General features: G+C 63.4%; 20 protein-coding genes. 15 read left to right on the forward strand and 5 right to left on the reverse strand.

The window, feature by feature from the left end; translation table 11 throughout:
• The first annotated feature begins 72 nt into the window (after positions 1–72).
• The 7 genes from HCO70_RS12835 to HCO70_RS12865 all read left to right on the forward strand — a co-directional run bounded on the left by HCO70_RS12835 (position 73) and on the right by HCO70_RS12865 (position 4,858).
• Positions 73–711, forward strand: coding sequence for an ATP-dependent Clp protease proteolytic subunit (locus tag HCO70_RS12835; RefSeq protein ID WP_172296722.1), 639 nt, complete (start codon positions 73–75; stop codon positions 709–711).
• 144 nt (positions 712–855) lie between these two features.
• Positions 856–2,121, forward strand: coding sequence for an ATP-dependent Clp protease ATP-binding subunit ClpX (clpX, locus tag HCO70_RS12840; RefSeq protein ID WP_172296724.1), 1,266 nt, complete (start codon positions 856–858; stop codon positions 2,119–2,121).
• A gap of 96 nt (positions 2,122–2,217) precedes the next feature.
• Positions 2,218–2,604 carry a RidA family protein gene (locus HCO70_RS12845; RefSeq protein ID WP_172296726.1) on the forward strand — a complete coding sequence of 129 codons (387 nt, stop codon included), beginning with the start codon at positions 2,218–2,220 and terminating at the stop codon, positions 2,602–2,604.
• 141 nt (positions 2,605–2,745) lie between these two features.
• On the forward strand, positions 2,746–3,345 hold the full coding sequence (locus HCO70_RS12850) for a 2-hydroxychromene-2-carboxylate isomerase (protein ID WP_172296728.1): 600 nt from the start codon (positions 2,746–2,748) through the stop codon (positions 3,343–3,345).
• Between the two features lie 166 nt (positions 3,346–3,511).
• Positions 3,512–3,889, forward strand: coding sequence for an NADH:ubiquinone oxidoreductase subunit NDUFA12 (locus HCO70_RS12855; RefSeq protein WP_172296730.1), 378 nt, complete (start codon positions 3,512–3,514; stop codon positions 3,887–3,889).
• A gap of 4 nt (positions 3,890–3,893) precedes the next feature.
• On the forward strand, positions 3,894–4,352 hold the full coding sequence (mlaD, locus tag HCO70_RS12860; RefSeq protein WP_172296732.1) for an outer membrane lipid asymmetry maintenance protein MlaD: 459 nt from the start codon (positions 3,894–3,896) through the stop codon (positions 4,350–4,352).
• Positions 4,349–4,858 carry a DUF2155 domain-containing protein gene (locus HCO70_RS12865; protein WP_172296734.1) on the forward strand — a complete coding sequence of 170 codons (510 nt, stop codon included), beginning with the start codon at positions 4,349–4,351 and terminating at the stop codon, positions 4,856–4,858. The genes mlaD and HCO70_RS12865 overlap by 4 nt, the downstream gene beginning before the upstream one ends.
• On the opposite strand, the gene aat is transcribed toward HCO70_RS12865, so the two are convergent.
• The 3 genes from aat to accB form a co-directional block, all read right to left on the reverse strand.
• Positions 4,822–5,403 (reverse strand): leucyl/phenylalanyl-tRNA--protein transferase, encoded by a 582-nt coding sequence (gene aat, locus HCO70_RS12870; RefSeq protein WP_253913267.1) that lies wholly within the window; start codon positions 5,401–5,403, stop codon positions 4,822–4,824. The genes HCO70_RS12865 and aat overlap by 37 nt on opposite strands.
• A 175-nt stretch (positions 5,404–5,578) precedes the next feature.
• Complete coding sequence (accC, locus tag HCO70_RS12875) at positions 5,579–6,928, reverse strand: acetyl-CoA carboxylase biotin carboxylase subunit (protein WP_172296738.1); 1,350 nt, start codon at positions 6,926–6,928, stop codon at positions 5,579–5,581.
• 1 nt (position 6,929) lies between these two features.
• Complete coding sequence (gene accB / locus HCO70_RS12880; protein WP_172296740.1) at positions 6,930–7,427, reverse strand: acetyl-CoA carboxylase biotin carboxyl carrier protein; 498 nt, start codon at positions 7,425–7,427, stop codon at positions 6,930–6,932.
• 237 nt (positions 7,428–7,664) lie between these two features.
• On the opposite strand from accB, the gene HCO70_RS12885 reads away from it, so the two are divergent.
• The 4 genes from HCO70_RS12885 to preA all read left to right on the forward strand — a co-directional run bounded on the left by HCO70_RS12885 (position 7,665) and on the right by preA (position 12,199).
• Complete coding sequence (locus tag HCO70_RS12885; RefSeq protein ID WP_216665418.1) at positions 7,665–8,495, forward strand: glycosyltransferase family 2 protein; 831 nt, start codon at positions 7,665–7,667, stop codon at positions 8,493–8,495.
• Positions 8,496–8,504: 9 nt separating this feature from the next.
• Positions 8,505–9,338 (forward strand): glycosyltransferase family A protein, encoded by an 834-nt coding sequence (locus tag HCO70_RS12890; RefSeq protein ID WP_172296742.1) that lies wholly within the window; start codon positions 8,505–8,507, stop codon positions 9,336–9,338.
• Positions 9,339–9,517: 179 nt separating this feature from the next.
• The gene (locus HCO70_RS12895) at positions 9,518–10,849 is read left to right on the forward strand and encodes an NAD(P)-dependent oxidoreductase (RefSeq protein ID WP_172296744.1); all 1,332 of its coding nucleotides are present in this window, start codon (positions 9,518–9,520) and stop codon (positions 10,847–10,849) included.
• Positions 10,850–10,891: 42 nt separating this feature from the next.
• The gene (gene preA / locus HCO70_RS12900; protein ID WP_172296746.1) at positions 10,892–12,199 is read left to right on the forward strand and encodes an NAD-dependent dihydropyrimidine dehydrogenase subunit PreA; all 1,308 of its coding nucleotides are present in this window, start codon (positions 10,892–10,894) and stop codon (positions 12,197–12,199) included.
• 33 nt (positions 12,200–12,232) lie between these two features.
• Here preA and HCO70_RS12905 read toward each other — a convergent pair whose 3' ends face one another.
• A complete protein-coding gene (locus HCO70_RS12905; RefSeq protein WP_172296748.1) occupies positions 12,233–12,787 on the reverse strand; it encodes a hypothetical protein in 555 nt (184 codons plus the stop codon).
• Positions 12,788–12,880: 93 nt separating this feature from the next.
• Entirely contained in the window at positions 12,881–13,495 is a 615-nt protein-coding gene (locus HCO70_RS12910; protein WP_172296750.1) for a TetR family transcriptional regulator C-terminal domain-containing protein, read from the reverse strand.
• A 219-nt stretch (positions 13,496–13,714) separates the two neighbouring features.
• Here HCO70_RS12910 and HCO70_RS12915 point away from each other — a divergent pair, with 219 nt between their 5' ends.
• The 4 genes from HCO70_RS12915 to hydA all read left to right on the forward strand — a co-directional run bounded on the left by HCO70_RS12915 (position 13,715) and on the right by hydA (position 17,224).
• Positions 13,715–14,137, forward strand: a complete 423-nt coding sequence (locus tag HCO70_RS12915; protein WP_216665419.1) for an ACT domain-containing protein — start codon at positions 13,715–13,717, stop codon at positions 14,135–14,137.
• A 10-nt stretch (positions 14,138–14,147) separates the two neighbouring features.
• Positions 14,148–15,398, forward strand: coding sequence for a Zn-dependent hydrolase (locus tag HCO70_RS12920; RefSeq protein ID WP_172296752.1), 1,251 nt, complete (start codon positions 14,148–14,150; stop codon positions 15,396–15,398).
• Positions 15,395–15,703 carry a hypothetical protein gene (locus tag HCO70_RS12925; RefSeq protein ID WP_172296754.1) on the forward strand — a complete coding sequence of 103 codons (309 nt, stop codon included), beginning with the start codon at positions 15,395–15,397 and terminating at the stop codon, positions 15,701–15,703. Before HCO70_RS12920 ends, HCO70_RS12925 begins: the two co-directional genes overlap by 4 nt.
• A gap of 66 nt (positions 15,704–15,769) precedes the next feature.
• Complete coding sequence (gene hydA / locus HCO70_RS12930; protein ID WP_172296756.1) at positions 15,770–17,224, forward strand: dihydropyrimidinase; 1,455 nt, start codon at positions 15,770–15,772, stop codon at positions 17,222–17,224.
• The last annotated feature ends 2 nt before the right edge of the window (positions 17,225–17,226 follow it).

Genomic DNA, 17,226 nt, shown 5'->3' on the forward strand with positions numbered 1-17,226 from the left:
TGGTTCCGGCAGTAAATAAGACTCTGTTGACAGTTCACCGGCTACACCGGTGCCGATAGCGAGGCAGGCGATATGATGGACCCGATCGATCAGTATAATCACTACATGAACAACCTCGTGCCGATGGTGGTCGAGCAGACCAGCCGCGGCGAACGGGCCTATGACATTTTCTCGCGCCTGCTGAAGGAGCGGATCATTTTCGTGAACGGCCCGATCCACGACGGCATGTCGAGCCTTGTCGTCGCGCAGCTGCTGTTCCTGGAGTCGGAGAACCCGAAAAAGGAAATCTCCATGTATATCAACAGCCCCGGCGGTGTCGTCACCTCGGGCCTGGCGATGTACGACACGATGCAATACGTGCGCCCGAAGGTGTCCACGCTGATCGTGGGGCAGGCGGCCTCGGCCGGGTCGCTGCTGGCGATCGCGGGTGAGACGGGGATGCGCTTTGCGCTGCCTAACGCGCGCATCATGGTTCACCAGCCCTCTGGCGGCTACCAGGGCCAGGCGACGGACATCATGATCCATGCCGAGGAAACCCAGAAACTGAAGCGCAGGCTCAACGAAATTTACGCAAAACACTCCGGTCAGCCTGTCGAAGCGGTTGAGGCTGCGCTGGAACGTGATAACTTCATGTCCCCGGAAGAGGCCCTGGAATGGGGCCATCTGGACGAGATTGTGGAGAACCGCGCCAGGCCTGAAGGCGACGCTTAACCACGAAAGCACGTTGTTGCTTTCCTGTCATTTTGGCGTTGTGCCTTTTTGGGCTCTGCCCTAGGCTACCTGGCAAATCAGGAGCATCGCCGGCGCGTGCGGCAGAACACGCCGCTCGGGCCACGAAGCCCAGGGGAATAAGAGATGGCAAGTAGTTCAGGCGGCGACAGTAAGAACACACTTTATTGCTCTTTCTGCGGGAAGAGCCAGCACGAGGTGCGCAAACTGATTGCGGGGCCAACCGTTTTCATTTGTGACGAGTGTGTCGAACTTTGCATGGATATCATCCGGGAGGAGACCAAAACCTCCGGGCTCAAATCCTCTGACGGCGTACCGACGCCGAAGGAAATCTGCGAGGTGCTGGACGACTACGTGATCGGGCAGTCCCACGCGAAGCGCGTGCTGTCGGTGGCTGTGCATAATCACTACAAGCGGCTCAACCACGCCGGGAAGACCGACATAGAGCTGGCGAAGTCGAACATCCTGCTGATCGGCCCGACCGGTTGCGGCAAGACGCTGCTGGCGCAGACGCTGGCGCGGATCCTCGATGTGCCCTTCACCATGGCGGACGCGACCACGCTGACCGAAGCGGGTTACGTGGGCGAGGATGTCGAGAACATCATCCTGAAATTGCTTCAGGCCTCGGAATACAACGTCGAGCGGGCGCAGCGCGGCATCGTTTATATTGACGAAGTCGACAAGATCACCCGCAAGTCCGACAATCCCTCAATCACCCGCGACGTGTCGGGCGAGGGCGTGCAGCAGGCGCTGCTGAAGATCATGGAAGGCACCGTTGCCTCCGTGCCGCCGCAGGGCGGGCGCAAGCATCCGCAGCAGGAATTCCTGCAGGTGGACACGACGAACATCCTGTTCATCTGCGGCGGCGCCTTTGCCGGCCTGGAAAAGATCATCGCGCAGCGCGGTCGTGGCTCTGCCATGGGCTTCGGTGCCGATGTGAAGGACGAGGAATCGCGCTCTGTCGGCGAGATGTTCACCGAACTGGAGCCGGAAGACCTGCTGAAATTCGGGCTGATCCCGGAATTCGTCGGCCGTCTGCCCGTGATCGCGACCCTGCAGGACCTGGACGAAGACGCGCTTGTCACCATCCTGACCGAGCCGAAGAACGCGCTGGTCAAGCAGTACCAACGCCTGTTCGAGCTGGAGGACGTGTCGCTGACCTTCACCGACGACGCGCTTTCCGCCATCGCCAAACGTGCGATCGAACGGAAGACCGGCGCACGTGGCCTGCGGTCGATCATGGAAGACATCCTGCTGAACACGATGTTCGACCTGCCCGGCATGGATGGGGTCGAGGAGGTGGTCGTCAACGAAGAGGCGGTCAGCTCGGATTCGCAGCCACTGATGATCTATTCGGAACAGCAGAAGAAAGAAGGCGCGAGCGCGAGCTGAGCGCGGCGCGACTAGCGAATTCAGGCCCGTCCCGAAAGGTGGCGGGCCTTTTTCATGGGTGCGGATGATTGAGGTTCGTACAGACGGAGTAATGCTATGACCCGCCAGCACATCACCACCGGTTCCCCGTTCGAGCGAGACATCGGCTATTCCCGCGCCGTAGTCAGCGATGGCTGGGTCTTTGTCTCCGGTACCACCGGCTATGACTATGCGACGATGAGCATGCCGGACTCCGTCGTCGACCAGTGCCGCAATGCGCTTGCCACCATCGCCAAGGCGCTGGCAGAGGCGGGTGCGTCACTCGATGACGTGGTGCGGGTGCGTTACATCCTGCCCGATCCGGCTGACTGGCCGGAATGCTGGCCAATCACGGCAGAAGCATTTCGCAGAGCACTCCCGGCTGCGACGATGTTGTCGGCCGCGCTGCAGAACCCTGAGATGAAAATCGAGATCGAGGCGACTGCGCGGCTGCCACACACGTAAGGGCCGAAATTTTCTCGGAAAAAGGCTTTTCGACAAACGTTATTCGCGTTTGGGTCGACAATTGTCTGGAATTGCAGACTTTGTTGAAGACTCCCAAAAGGGTAGGCTCTAAGGAGCGTTAACGGTTTTGGGACGAGGTCTATGGCGTCCGTGGATTTTTGGTATTCGATAGGCAGCACCTACTCCTACCTGACCGTCATGCGGCTGGAGGAGGTCGGGTCCTGGGAGGGCATCAGCTTCAACTGGCGACCGTTCAACGTGCGATCAATCATGGTCGAACAGAACAACGTGCCGTTCAAGGACAAGCCGGTGAAGTCCGCCTACATGTGGCGCGATATCGAACGCCGTGCCGGGCTGTACGGGCTGCCGATCTCGACCCCGGTTCCCTATCCCCTGCCCGAACTGGAACTGGCCAATCGCGTGGCGCTTCTGGGCATGCGCGAAGGCTGGGGCGTGGCTTATACGGTCGAGGCTTACCGGCTGTGGTTCCAGTGCAACCAAGCCGCAGGCAGCGAGCCGAACCTTTCGGAAAGCCTGCGCCTGGCCGGACAGGATCCGGAGCGTATCATCGCGGCCGCGATGTCGGACGAAATAGGCGCGGCCCTGGCGGACGAGACCGAGACCTGCAAGGCAATGGGCGTCTTCGGCTCTCCCAGCTTCGCCGTGGACGGTGAGGTGTTCTGGGGCGACGACCGGCTGGAAGACGCGATTTCCTGGGCGCGGGACGGCCGGCTGGGGTGACGGACCGCGCAGCGGGAAAGCCCCGGTTTATCTTTGCCTGATACCTATTTGGTGATCCGCGCGGCACCGGTTCATGATGTGCACAGGTCTCCGCTCTGCGCGGCCTTGTCACTGGACGTTGGCCGTCGCATGGGTCATATGGGGGTAACGGAAACCGGAGGTGCCGATGGGCATTCTGAATTCGCTTCTTCGTGCCGTGACCTGGTGGAACGGATCGACGCTGAACACCCAGTTCTGGACCTGGCGCAAGGGCGTCAAGGTCGGCGAAGATGACGCCGGAAACACCTTTTATCAGACCTCGGACGGCAAGCGGCGCTGGGTGATCTACAACGGCGAATCCGAGGCGAGTCGGGTCAGTCCGGACTGGCACGGCTGGCTGCACCACACCTACGACGAGTTGCCCAAGGACCTGAAGCATAAGCCCTGGGAAAAGCCGCATCAGGAAAACCTGACAGGCACAATGCTGGCCTATGCGCCTCCCGGGTCCATCCGCCGCCCCGATCCGGTCGATCGGCGCGATTACGAGGCCTGGCAGCCGGAATAATCCGATGGCCGAACGCACTTCAGAAATACTGGTCGGCGCCGCAGTCCTCGCCGTGGCAGGGGCTTTCCTGTTCTACGCGGGACAGATCGCCGGGTTCACCGGCGGGCAGGGTGGTGTGTCGGAATACACCGCGTCCTTCCGCTCGGTCGAGGGGATCACGGTCGGCACCGACGTGCGCCTTGCAGGCGTGAAAGTCGGTACTGTCGTTGGGCTAGAGCTAGATCCTGTGACCTATCGGGCGGAGACGCGGCTGACTGTGGACGAGAATGTCGTCCTGACCGACGACACTGCGGCTGTGATCGCATCCGAGGGACTGCTGGGCGGCAGCTTTGTCGAGATCGTGCCGGGTGGCTCACCGGTTGAGATCGAACCGGGCGGCGAGATCTACGATACCCAAAGCGCCCTGAGCCTTGTGTCGCTGCTGATGAAATTCGTTTCCGGCGACAGCGAGGAAGCTGAATGATCCTTCGCGCTGCGCTGTTCTGCGCGCTGGCGGCAGGACCGGTGGCAGCGCAGGAACCGGGATCCGTTCTGATCGTGCCCCCGGAGCAGGACGGAACCATCCTTCGCCCGAACCTGTTTCCCGACGATTCCTCGATCCTCGAGCCAGATCTGGACCTTGAATACATCCCTGATCTGGGCCGCATCGAGGAGGATCCCCGCGTCGCCGCGACCAAGGCACCGCAGGGCGCCGTGCTGCGCGGTCTTGACAAGCTGACCGGCAGTGTCGAGGACATGACGCTGGCCCCGGGCGAAAGCGGCGGGTTCGGGCGGCTGCAGGTGACGCTGGGCGAGTGCCGCTATCCCGAGGACAACCCGTCTGGCGACGCCTATGCCTATGTGGTGATCCGCATGTCGGGCGAGGAAGTGCCTGCCTTCGAGGGCTGGATGATCGCCTCTTCTCCGGCTCTGAACGCGATGGACGACCCGCGCTACGACGTCTGGGTACTGCGTTGCAGGATGTCCTGAGGCGGCGGTAGCGTCGTTTCCTTCAGGAAATCGCCTTCATGCTGCAATGCGTCCTGCAGCAGGTCGTGATAATCCGCCCGCGGGATTTCGACCCCGCCCATCGTGGCGAGATGCGGCGTGATGAACTGGGTGTCGAACAGCGTAAAGCCGCAGCGCGCCAAGTGGTCGGTCAGATAGGCCAGTGCGATCTTCGATGCCGACGGGATTCGCGAGAACATGCTTTCGCCGAAAAAGGCGCCGCCGAGGGTGACGCCATAAACACCGCCCGCAAGCTGCCCGCATTGCCAGACCTCGATGGAATGGGCATGCCCCATCCGATGGAGCGCGAGGTAAAGCGAGAAGATCCTGGGATTGATCCAGGTTTCTTCGCGGTCGGCACAGCCGCGCAGCACGCCCTCGAAGTCCCGGTCCAGCGTCACTTCGTAATCCTGCTGCCGCAGCGTGCGGGCCAGCGAGCGCGAGATGTGGAAACCGTCGAGGGGCAGTATCCCACGGAACCGCGGGTCAACCCAGAAGATCTCTTCGCTTTCCGCGGATTCCGCCATCGGAAAGATCCCCGCAGCATAGGCGCGGAGCAGGGTTTCGGGGGTTATGCCGGCGTTCTGTGGGTGCAATTGCAGGCTATTCGAAGCGGGTCATGGACCCGGACGGCACCAGCGTACTGCGGCAGAAGGCAATTGTCACCGCCGCAGGGCGCTGGCCCTGCAGCGGCATAAAGGCTCAGGCGTCGAGATTTTCCGCCAGCCACTTCTCCAGCCAGTGGATCGTGTAATCCCCGGTCTGGAGCGCCGGTTCCTCGAGCAGAGCGTGAAACAGCGGCACGGTGGTTTCGATGCCGTCGACGATCAGTTCCCCCAGCGCACGGTGCAGCCGGGCGAGCGCCGCCGGGCGGTCCTGTGCGTGGACGATCAGCTTGCCGATCAGGCTGTCGTAATAGGGCGGGATCCGGTAGCCGTCGTATAGCGCGGAATCCATCCGAACGCCCAGCCCGCCGGGGGCGTGGTACTGCGTGATGCGGCCCGGTGAGGGGGCGAAGTTCGGCAGCTTTTCGGCGTTGATCCGCACTTCGATGGCGTGGCCGTTCACCTGCAGGTCTTCCTGCCTGAACGACAGCGGCATGCCGGCAGCGACCTGGATCTGTTCGCGCACGAGGTCGACGCCGAACACGGCCTCGGTCACCGGGTGTTCCACCTGCAGCCGGGTGTTCATTTCGATGAAGTAGAACTCGCCGTCCTCATAGAGGAACTCGATGGTGCCGGCGCCGGAATAACCGATCTCTGCCACCGCCTCGGCGCAGGTCTTGCCGATCCGCGCACGGGTTTCGGGGTCGATTGCGGGGCCGGGAGCCTCTTCGAACACTTTCTGGTGCCGGCGCTGCAGCGAGCAGTCGCGTTCGCCAAGATGGACCGCGTTGCCTTTGCCGTCGCCGAAGACCTGAACCTCGATATGGCGCGGGTTACCGAGATATTTCTCGATATAGACCTCATCATTGCCGAAGGCGGCCTTCGCCTCTGCGCGGGCGGTCGGGAAGGCATGGTCCATCTCGGCCTCGGAGCGGGCCAGTTTCATGCCGCGGCCGCCGCCGCCGGCGGTGGCCTTGACGATGACCGGATAGCCGAATTCGGCGCCGATCTTCTTGGCCGAGGCCAGATCGGGCACGCCGCCGTCAGAGCCGGGCACGCATGGCACGCCGAGGTTCTTCATCGTGTCCTTGGCGGTGATCTTGTCGCCCATCAGGCGGATATGCTCGGCCGAAGGGCCGATGAACGTGATCTCGTGATCCTCGACGATCTGCACGAAGCTGGCGTTTTCCGACAGGAAGCCATAGCCCGGATGGATCGCCTGTGCGCCGGAGATCTCGCAGGCGGCGATGATGGAAGGGATCGACAGGTAACTTTGCGTGGCAGAGGCGGGGCCGATGCAGATCGCCTCGTCCGCCATGCGCACATGCATGGCGTCGGAGTCCGCGGTGGAATGCACCGCGACGCTGGCAATCCCCATCTCGCGGCAGGCGCGGACGACGCGCAGGGCGATTTCGCCCCGGTTTGCGATCAGAATCTTGTCGAACATATCACTCGATGACCATCAGCGGAGCGCCGTATTCGACGGGGCTGGTATCCTCGACCACGATACGCTTCACGGTGCCGGAGCGGGGCGAGGGGATGTGGTTCATCGTCTTCATCGCTTCGACGATCAACAGGGTCTGCCCCTCGGAAACGGTATCGCCCACCTTCACGAAGGGCGCAGCACCCGGTTCCGGCGAAAGATAGGCGGTGCCGACCATCGGCGAGGTCACGGCGCCGGGCAGGTCGGCGGGATCGTCGCTGATCGCCGGAGGCGCGGGCGTTTCGGGCGTGGACGGTGTGGATGGAGTGGCGGGCGCTGCCGCGGCGGGAGCGTGGAACATCGGCGATGGCGCGGTGCGCGGCGTGCGACTGAGACGAAGTGTCAGCTTGCCAGCTTCCTTGGTTCCGCGTTCGACTTCCAGCTCGGCAAGGTCGTTTTCCTTCAGGATTTCGGCCATCGCCTGGACAAATGCCACGTCATTGTCGTTCGTCGGTTTCGCCATCTCGTCCTCGTTCCGGATTCTGTTTTCCGCAAGCAGCGATTGTCCCGTGCGGTGCGCCGCTTATACGCGAGGCGATTCTGACATAAAAGCCGTTTTGACCGTCTGGTCCGGTCCTTCCGCGGGCGCTTGACATCATCGCGCCACGCAGGGACAAGCGGCCTCCCGACGACTGACCCACCGGACAGGCATGGCAGACGGCACTCGAAATTTCCCGCCAGCGGAGGCCTGTGCAAAGTGGTGATCCTTACCCTTTCCTCGATTCCGCCGCGCTTTGGGCTGCTGGAGCCGACGCTGCGCCGCCTGCTGCAGCAAACCGCGGAGATCGACGCGATCGAGCTGTACATTCCCCGCAGCTACCGGCGTTATCCCGAATGGGATGGCACCCTGCCGGAAGTGCCCGAACCTGTACGAATCGTCCGTTGCGAAGAGGATCTGGGACCGGCGACAAAGGTGCTGTTCGCGGCTCAGGCGTATCGCGGGCAAGACCTGGACCTGTTGCTCTGCGACGATGACCGGCGGTACCGGCCGAACTGGGCACAGGCCTTCATCGACGCGCGGGCCAAGCATCCAGATTATTGCCTTGCCATCGCCGGGTTCGAGGCGAACCGTTACCGCCAGAGCCGCATGAAGGACCGTCCGCAACCCCGAGCACTGCCGCGCCGGGCCCTGCTGGACCCCGGCTTCATGGCGCAGATGCTATGGGAATTCGCCTTTCCGCCGGTGGACCGCAAGGTGCTGCATGACCCGCCGCGGCGACGGTTCCGGCGGTCCGGCTATATCGACTGTTTCGAGGGGCTGGGCGGCGCGCTGGTCAAGCCGGATTTCTTCGATGACGAAGTGTTCGACATACCGCCCGTGCTGTGGACGGTGGACGATGTCTGGTTGTCGGGGCACCTCGCACGGCGCGGCATCCCGATCTGGGTGATCGCGGACGAATTCGACACCCAGCACACCCCGGCAGGGACCACCGACGCGCTTTACCAGTCGGAGATCGAAGGTGCCCGGCGGAACGAGGCGAACCGCCGCTGCATCGCCTATTTCCGCGAGCATTACGGCATCTGGCCGTGAGGGACTGAAGTGCTCGTCGTTTCCCTCTCGTCGGTGCCGCCGCGGTTCCCGCTGCTGTCGCATTCGCTGAAAAGCCTTGCCGCGCAGGGCGGGCCAGTATCACGCATCGTGCTTTACATCCCGAAATGTTATCGCCGGTTCCCGGACTGGGACGGGCGATTGCCGGATGTGCCCGAGGGGGTGGAGATCCGGCGGACCGAGGCCGATTACGGCCCGGCCACCAAAATCCTTTGCGCCGCGCGGGACTTTGCCGGGCAGGATGTGGATATACTGTTCTGCGATGACGATCACGTCTATGCGCCCGGCTGGGCGCAAAGTTTCGTCGACCTGAAGGCGCGTCATCGCGGGTGCGTCATCGCGCAGGGTGGCTGGCAGGTCTTTGAATACACCGACAGCAGCAATGAACGCGATCTGGAGCCACGCGCGGTAAGGACATGGCGGATCACCGATGTCGGGTTCCAGCTGCGCTATCTATGGCAGGATATCCGACACTGGCGGCGACGACACAGTCTGACTGCGCCGCCGCGCCGGACCTTCAAGCGTTCCGGCTATGTGGATGTGTTCGAGGGCTATGCCGGCGTGCTGGTGCGACCGGAGTTCTTCGATCAGGGCTTTTACGAGATTCCGCCGGCGTTGTGGACGGTCGACGATGTCTGGCTGTCGGGCATGCTGACGCTGAAGGGCATACCGATCTGGGTCGAGGGCAATATCATGGACCCGCGCCAAAGCGCGGCGCAATGCCATGCGCCTTTGGCGCGCGAGGTGGTGGACGGTGTGGACCGCCGGGCTGCCAATCGCCGCGGTGTGCTGTATTTCCGCGACCAGCATGGAATTTGGCCCTAATCGCGTCAGCGAACAGATCAGCATCCGCACAAAACGCTAGTTCCACTGGGCGCCATTGGCGTGAAATTGGGCAATAACGGTGCCATCGGTAGCCGTTTCGCATATCAAAATTTTACCAGTTGATAAAATTCCTGCCTGTGTCAGTGTGGATGCATCATAAATGCGACAGGGAGACCCAGATGGGACACAGCCCCTTCACCCCCGGCGTTGCCGCGGGTCGGCTGCCCAGCGAGGCAATGACCCGGAATTTCGGCGACCTGCATCCGCCGCTCGATGCGCATGAGGCGACCGTCGCCGCGGATCGCTGCTATTTCTGCCACGACGCGCCCTGCATGACCGCCTGTCCGACCTCGATCGACATTCCGCTGTTCATCCGCCAGATCGCGACCGGCACGCCCGAGGCGGCAGCGAAGACGATTTTCGACCAGAACATCCTTGGCGGCATGTGCGCACGGGTCTGCCCGACCGAGACGCTGTGCGAGGAGGTCTGCGTGCGCGAGGTGGCCGAGGGTAAGCCCGTGGAGATCGGGCGGCTGCAGCGCTACGCGACCGACAAGCTGATGGCGAAGAACTCGCATCCGTTTTCGCGGGCTGCGGCGACTGGCAAGCGGGTGGCGGTTGTCGGCGCGGGGCCGGCGGGCCTGTCCTGCGCGCATCGACTGGCGATGAAGGGCCATGACGTGGTGATCTTCGACGCGCGGACAAAGCCGGGCGGGCTGAACGAATACGGTATCGCGTCTTACAAGTCGGTGGACGATTTCGCGCAGAAAGAGGTCGACTGGCTGCTGCAGATCGGCGGCATCGAGGTGCGGCAGGGGCAGGCACTGGGCAACGGGCTGTCGCTGGACGCGCTCGTGGCGGAGTATGACGCCGTCTTCCTGGGTATCGGACTGGCCGGGGTAAATGCCCTGCGTGCCGAGGGCGAGGAGGTGGAGAACGTCGCCGATGCGGTCGACTTTATCGCCGAGCTGCGTCAGGCGCGGGATCTTGGCGCGTTGCCCGTCGGGCGGAACGTGGTGGTGATCGGCGGTGGCATGACCGCCGTGGACGCCGCCGTGCAGTCGAAGCTGCTGGGCGCCGAGAATGTCACCATCGTCTACCGCCGTGGGCAGGACCGGATGGCGGCCTCGGGCTATGAACAGGACCTCGCGGCGTCGAAGGGTGTCCGCATAATGACCCACGCGATGCCGGTGAAGGTGATCGGCAACGGCGCGGTGCGCGAGGTCGAGTTCGAGTACACCGAGGACGGTCCCGGCGGTCTGACCGGCACTGGAGAGCGGTTCACTTTGCCCGCCGACCAGCTGTTCCGCGCCATCGGGCAGAAGCTGGACGGCGCGCCGGAAGGGTTGGCGCTGGACGGCGGCAAGATCAAGGTAAGCGGCGCCGGCCGTACTTCGGTCGCGAAGGTCTGGGCCGGGGGCGACTGCGCCACCGGCGGCGACGACCTGACCGTGACGGCGGTGGCCGAGGGGCGCGACGCGGCCGAGGATATTCACGCGAGCCTTAGCTAGGCTCGCAGCAACAGGGACGACAGCCACCAGGAGGTGCCAGCGATGGCCGATCTGAGCAGCGAATTCGTGGGGATCAAGTCCCCGAACCCATTCTGGCTGGCCTCGGCGCCGCCGACCGACAAGGAATACAACGTCCGCCGCGCCTTCGAGGCCGGCTGGGGCGGCGTGGTCTGGAAGACGCTGGGCGAGGAAGGCCCGCCCGTGGTCAACGTGAACGGCCCGCGCTATGGCGCGATCTGGGGCGCGGACCGGCGGCTTCTGGGTCTGAACAACATCGAACTGATCACCGACCGGCCGCTGGAAGTGAACTTGCGCGAGATCAAGCAGGTAAAGCGGGATTATCCGGATCGGGCGGTCGTGGTCTCGATCATGGTCCCCTGCGAGGAACAGGCGTGGAAGTCGATCCTCCCGCTGGTCGAGGAAACCGGCGCCGACGGGATCGAGCTGAATTTCGGCTGTCCGCACGGGATGAGCGAGCGGGGCATGGGCTCGGCTGTGGGCCAGGTGCCCGAATACATCGAGATGGTGACGCGCTGGTGCAAGCAGTACTCGCGGATGCCGGTGATCGTGAAGCTGACGCCCAACATCACCGATATCCGCAAGCCTGCGCGTGCGGCGAAAGCCGGCGGCGCCGACGCGGTGTCTCTGATCAACACGATCAACTCGATCACCGGCGTGGACCTCGACAGTTTCGCGCCGGAGCCGACGATTGACGGCAAAGGTTCCCACGGCGGCTATTGCGGCCCGGCGGTGAAGCCGATTGCGTTGTCGATGGTGTCCGAGATCGCCCGCGATCCGGAAACTCACGGCCTTCCGATCTCCGGCATCGGCGGCGTGACCACCTGGCGCGACGCTGCGGAGTTCATGGCGCTGGGCGCGGGCAACGTACAAGTCTGCACCGCCGCCATGACCTATGGCTTCAAGGTGGTGCAGGAGATGATCTCTGGCCTGTCGCAGTGGATGGACGAGAAAGGTCATGCTTCGGTCGCCGACTTTGTGGGTCGTGCGGTGCCGAACGTGACCGACTGGCAGTACCTGAACCTCAACTACATCACCAAGGCGCGGATCGATCAGGACGCCTGCATCAAGTGCGGCCGTTGCTATGCTGCCTGCGAAGACACGTCACACCAGGCGATCTCGATGAGTGCGGATCGGGTGTTCGAGGTGAAGGACGACGAATGCGTCGCGTGCAATCTGTGTGTGAACGTCTGCCCGGTCGAGGGCTGCATTACGATGGAGGAATTGGCACCGGGTGCAATGGACGAGCGGACCGGTCGGAAAGTCGCGAAAGAGTATGCGAACTGGACGACGCATCCGAACAACCCAGCTGCGCGGCCAGCCGCAGAGTAGCGCGTTGCTGGCTGCCCCGTTAAGCGGGGAAGGTCAGGCTTCGGTGGCCTCGACAGGTTCAGGTGGCGGCGCTTCCGTCGCGGCCACTGCTTCCTTCGGCGGTTCCGGCGCCTCGGGGACGGCCGGTGTAGCCTGAACCGGCGCGACAGGTTTCTCAGGCTTTCTGGCTTTCGACTCGGCCGTGTCGCGGGCGGTCTCCGCCGCGTCTGCGCGTGCCTCCGCCCGTTCGATCTTGATCGCCGCCTCCGCTTCGACCCGGCTGCGTTCCGCCTCCAGCCGCTCGATGGCGCGCTGCAGGTCGCGTTCCAGCTCAAGTACGTTGGCCTGGAACGCCGGCGACGGTCCGATCAGCGTGAACTCGTCGATCTTCGGCCGCTCGGGCATTCGGGCCGCGGTGTCGCTTTCGCCCCGTTCGCGCGTGGACGGTCGGGCCAGTGGCGGCGTGGCAGTGTCCATCCGGGCCTGCGGGCCGCGCCCGCCAGAGGTGGATTCCACCGGCGCCAACACCGGGGCAATGGCCTCTGTATGCGCACGGATCGGGAGGACGCCCCCGCCCAGCGTCTGTTGTATCGGGGCAAACTCACCCATTCTTCTGCTCCTGCACTCGGACTCGATCAGGGCTCAATATAAGCCAGCGAGGTGCCGGAAAGTGTTAACACAACCGGGATTCTGGGGTGCTGGTTAACGGGGTGTAAGGGCGCTTCGATAAAGGTGCTCGAGAAACGCTGCCGCGTCTTCGAAGTGCCCGTTGCCGGGTCCGAGGATTCCACGCACCTGGATGTCAAAATCGGCATAGTGCTGGGTCGTCGACCAGATCGAAAAGATCAGGTGATAGGGGTCGATATCCGCAATCCGCCCGGCACGGGTCCAGCCCCGGATCAGCGCGGCCTTCTCGTCCACCATCTGCTTCAGCGGACCTTCGATGATGTCCAGTATGCGCGGTGCGCCCTGCAGAATCTCATTCGCGAACAACCTGCTTTCGCGAGGATATTCCCGCGCCATTTCCAGCTTGCGCTGCGCATATGCGACGACCTCTTCTATGGGGTCGCCGTCGTCGGTCAGTTCTTTGAGGGGATCCAGCCACAGATCCAGAACGCCCGACAGGACCTGTACGTAAATCGCTTCCTTGGAGGCGAAATAGTAGAGCAGATTCGGCTTCGAAAGACCGGCGGCCCTGGAGATGTCATCGAGCGTCGCACCCCGGAAACCGGCCTGCGAAAAGGCATCCAGCGCGGCGTCGAGAATAGCAGCGGTGTTCTTTTCCTGAATGCGTGTTCGGGGCGCGGAAGCGTCCATTTTTATCCTTTTTTCCGTGCAGAATTGTTACTGACTATGCGTCGCTTTGGAAGGCCTTGACGTCTTTCCTTGCCGTGGTAGCGTCTTCCTGACCAATTGGTCAAACTCTTTGCTTCGCGCAGCCAAAGCCCATCATGGAGAAATTGCCATGGCGCACGACCGGCCCGCCGCTTCGATCTTCGGTATCCGTGCCGGGGCAGGCGGAACGGACGGCGGCACATGCTCGTCCCTGGCGCGACTATGACCGAGGGGGCGGTAAAGGACAGCACGGCCTTGGTCCGCCAGATGGACCCGGAATTGACGGCCGGGCGATTTGCGTTCGCGACATTTTCGGGCGAGCCACCTGCAGCATTGCAATCAGCGGCCACTGCGCTGTTCCGCGAGCCCGAGGCGCTGTCGCTGATCGTGGATGCTGAGCATGCGCCTGCAGAGATGCCGATGCGGATGATCCGGCTGCGCGTACATTCGGCGCTGGACGGCGTCGGGCTTACCGCCGCTGTGTCCGGCGCACTGGCGCAGGAAAACATCCCCGCGAATGTCGTCGCGGGCTATCATCACGACCATATCTTCGTGCCCGAGGATCTGGCGGAGCAGGCGATGGCCGTGCTGCGCCGTCTTGCGGCCGAAGCGGGACAGGACTGAAGGAGACCCCATGGCAGCCCCCGGCGAAAACCTGAGGATCAATGGCGAGCGGCTTTGGGACTCGCTGATGGAAATGGCCAAGATCGGCCCCGGTGTCGCGGGTGGCAACAACCGGCAGACCCTGACTGATGCCGATGGCGAAGGCCGCGCACTGTTCCAGAAATGGTGCGAGGCGGCGGGCTGTTCCATGGGCCTCGACCAGATGGGCAACATGTTCGCCCTGCGGGAAGGGACGGACCTGGATGCGCTGCCGGTCTATGTCGGCTCGCACCTCGACACGCAGCCGACCGGCGGCAAGTACGATGGCGTTCTGGGCGTACTTGGCGGGCTGGAGGTGATCCGCACGCTGAACGATCTGGACATCAAGACCAAGCACCCGATCGTGGTGGTGAATTGGACCAACGAGGAAGGCACCCGGTTCGCACCCGCGATGCTCGCCTCCGGCGTTTTCGCCGGGGTGCATACGCAGGACTGGGCCTATGACCGCGTCGATGCAAAGGGCAAGAAATTCGGCGACGAATTGGTGCGGATCGGCTGGAAAGGCGACGAGGAGGTCGGCGCGCGGAAGATGCACGCGCTGTTCGAACTGCATATCGAGCAGGGCCCGATCCTCGAGGCCGAGGGTAAGGATATCGGCGTCGTCACCCACGGGCAGGGGCTGTGCTGGCTGCAGCTGACCATCATCGGCAAGGACGCGCATACCGGCTCCACTCCGATGCCCATGCGCAAGAACGCGGGCCTCGCCATGGCGCGGGTTCTGGAGAAGGTCGAGGAAATCGCACTGTCCCACGCGCCCCATGCGGTCGGCGCGGCCGGGCATATCGACATCTACCCGAACTCGCGCAACGTGATCCCCGGAAAGGCGGTGTTTACGGTAGACTTCCGCTCGCCGGAACTGGCGGTGATCACCGATATGGAGGCGCGGCTTCGTGTGGCGGCGCAGACCATCTGCGATGAGATGGGGCTGGAAGTCGAGTTCGAGAAGACCGGCGGTTTCGATCCGGTGGAATTTGACGAAACCTGCGTGGCTGCGGTGCGGAATGCGGCGGAACGGCTGGGATACTCGCACAGAAACATCATTTCCGGCGCCGGGCACGATGCCTGCTGGATCAACCAGGTGGCGCCGACGGCCATGGTGATGTGCCCCTGCGTGGACGGGCTGAGCCACAACGAGGCCGAAGAGATATCGCCCGAATGGGCCCGCGCCGGGACAGACGTGCTGTTCCACGCGGTGGTGGAAACGGCGGAGATCGTGGAATGAGCGACGGACCGGAATTCGAGGAAATCCAGATCACAGCGGCGGATGTCCGCAAGAAGAAGATGCTGAGCGCGCTGATGTTCGGTGCGGTTCTGCCCGGCATGGCCGAAGCGCTGCCGGAACTCGAAGACAAGCGACCGGCTGAGAACGGCGCCACGGAAGTTGCCGCCGAGGCCGCGGCTGGGCCCGAAACGGCCCCGCCCACCAGCCCGGTGCGGTTTGTGGCCCAGGAAGGCGTGGTCGTGGCCGTCGAAAATCGGGTGCCGGCGGAATACGCCGCCTTCGCGCGGCTGTTCCGGAAAAGCTGACACGCCGCGACACCTGCGGCTGCATGAAACACAACGAGACGAAAAGACGAGAACAGGGAGCACAGCATGACCACTGTCATCAAGAACGGGACCGTCGTGACGGCCGATCTGACCTACAAGGCCGATGTGCTGGTCGAGGGCGGCAAGATCGTCGAGATCGGGCCGGACCTGAAGGGCGACGAGGTGCTGGACGCGACCGGCTGCTACGTCATGCCCGGCGGGATCGACCCGCACACCCACCTCGAAATGCCGTTCATGGGCACCTACAGCTCTGATGATTTTGAAAGCGGCACGCGCGCCGCGCTGGCAGGCGGCACCACGATGGTGGTCGATTTCGCGCTGCCCAATCCGGGGCAGGGGCTGCTCGACGCGCTGCAGATGTGGGATAACAAGTCCACCCGTGCGCATTGCGACTACAGCTTCCACATGGCGATCACCTGGTGGGACGAGCAGGTCTTCAACGAGATGGAGACGGTGGTGAAGGACCGGGGCATCACCACCTTCAAGCATTTCATGGCATACAAGGGCGCGCTGATGGTGAACGACGACGAGATGTTCGCGTCGTTCCAGCGCTGCGCCGAACTGGGCGCCATGCCGCTGGTCCATGCCGAGAACGGCGATATCGTCGCCGACCTGTCCGCCAAGCTGCTTGCCGAGGGGAATAACGGGCCCGAAGGCCACGCCTATTCCCGGCCGCCGCAGGTTGAGGGTGAGGCCACCAACCGCGCCATCATGATCGCCGACATGGCGGGCGTGCCCTTGTACGTGGTCCATGTGTCCTGCGAGGACAGCCACGAGGCCATTCGGCGCGCCCGCATGCTGGGCAAACGCGTCTACGGCGAACCGCTGATCCAGCACCTGACGCTGGATGAGAGCGAGTATTTCGACAAGGACTGGGACCACGCCGCCCGCCGCGTGATGTCGCCGCCCTTCCGCAACAAGCAGCACCAGGATTCTCTGTGGAACGGCCTCGCCTCCGGCTCCTTGTCCTGTGTCGCGACGGACCACTGCGCCTTTACCACTGATCAGAAACGCTATGGCGTCGGCGATTTTACCAAGATCCCGAACGGCACCGGCGGGCTGGAGGATCGGATCCCGATGCTCTGGACCTACGGCGTCGGCACCGGGCGGCTGACCCCGAACGAGTTCGTCGCGGTCACGTCGACCAACATCGCGAAGATCCTGAACTGTTACCCGAAGAAGGGCGCGATCCTCGTTGGCGCGGACGCCGACATCGTCGTGCTGGACCCGGAGAAGGAAAAAACGATCTCTGCCAAGACGCAGGAATCCTCGATCGATTACAACGTCTTCGAGGGCAAGCACGTGAAGGGCCTGCCGCGCTTTGTCCTGACCCGCGGCCGCGTCGCGGTGATGGATGGCGAGACGAAGCCCGAGGAGGGTCACGGCAAGTTCGTCAAGCGCGAGCCGGTGAACCCGGTGAACAAGGCGCTCAGCACCTGGAAGGAGCTGACCTCGCCGCGCAAGGTCGAGCGGACGGGCATCCCGGCCACCGGGGTCTGACG

The sequence above is a fragment of the Pseudoruegeria sp. HB172150 genome, assembly GCF_013184805.1.
In the GTDB taxonomy this organism is placed as follows: domain Bacteria; phylum Pseudomonadota; class Alphaproteobacteria; order Rhodobacterales; family Rhodobacteraceae; genus Psychromarinibacter.

Excerpts from the sequence above, each read along its gene's own strand:
- preA (WP_172296746.1), top strand. The coding sequence starts at position 10,892 with ATGGCCGATCTGAGCAGCGAATTCGTGGGGATCAAGTCCCCGAACCCA.
- HCO70_RS12920 (WP_172296752.1), top strand. The coding sequence starts at position 14,148 with ATGGCAGCCCCCGGCGAAAACCTGAGGATCAATGGCGAGCGGCTTTGG.
- accC (WP_172296738.1), bottom strand. The coding sequence starts at position 6,928 with ATGTTCGACAAGATTCTGATCGCAAACCGGGGCGAAATCGCCCTGCGC.
- HCO70_RS12845 (WP_172296726.1), top strand. The coding sequence starts at position 2,218 with ATGACCCGCCAGCACATCACCACCGGTTCCCCGTTCGAGCGAGACATC.
- HCO70_RS12865 (WP_172296734.1), top strand. The coding sequence starts at position 4,349 with ATGATCCTTCGCGCTGCGCTGTTCTGCGCGCTGGCGGCAGGACCGGTG.
- HCO70_RS12855 (WP_172296730.1), top strand. The coding sequence starts at position 3,512 with ATGGGCATTCTGAATTCGCTTCTTCGTGCCGTGACCTGGTGGAACGGA.
- clpX (WP_172296724.1), top strand. The coding sequence starts at position 856 with ATGGCAAGTAGTTCAGGCGGCGACAGTAAGAACACACTTTATTGCTCT.
- HCO70_RS12910 (WP_172296750.1), bottom strand. The coding sequence starts at position 13,495 with ATGGACGCTTCCGCGCCCCGAACACGCATTCAGGAAAAGAACACCGCT.
- accB (WP_172296740.1), bottom strand. The coding sequence starts at position 7,427 with ATGGCGAAACCGACGAACGACAATGACGTGGCATTTGTCCAGGCGATG.
- HCO70_RS12850 (WP_172296728.1), top strand. The coding sequence starts at position 2,746 with ATGGCGTCCGTGGATTTTTGGTATTCGATAGGCAGCACCTACTCCTAC.
- HCO70_RS12905 (WP_172296748.1), bottom strand. The coding sequence starts at position 12,787 with ATGGGTGAGTTTGCCCCGATACAACAGACGCTGGGCGGGGGCGTCCTC.
- HCO70_RS12895 (WP_172296744.1), top strand. The coding sequence starts at position 9,518 with ATGGGACACAGCCCCTTCACCCCCGGCGTTGCCGCGGGTCGGCTGCCC.
- mlaD (WP_172296732.1), top strand. The coding sequence starts at position 3,894 with ATGGCCGAACGCACTTCAGAAATACTGGTCGGCGCCGCAGTCCTCGCC.
- HCO70_RS12915 (WP_216665419.1), top strand. The coding sequence starts at position 13,715 with ATGCTCGTCCCTGGCGCGACTATGACCGAGGGGGCGGTAAAGGACAGC.
- hydA (WP_172296756.1), top strand. The coding sequence starts at position 15,770 with ATGACCACTGTCATCAAGAACGGGACCGTCGTGACGGCCGATCTGACC.
- aat (WP_253913267.1), bottom strand. The coding sequence starts at position 5,403 with ATGGCGGAATCCGCGGAAAGCGAAGAGATCTTCTGGGTTGACCCGCGG.
- HCO70_RS12835 (WP_172296722.1), top strand. The coding sequence starts at position 73 with ATGATGGACCCGATCGATCAGTATAATCACTACATGAACAACCTCGTG.
- HCO70_RS12925 (WP_172296754.1), top strand. The coding sequence starts at position 15,395 with ATGAGCGACGGACCGGAATTCGAGGAAATCCAGATCACAGCGGCGGAT.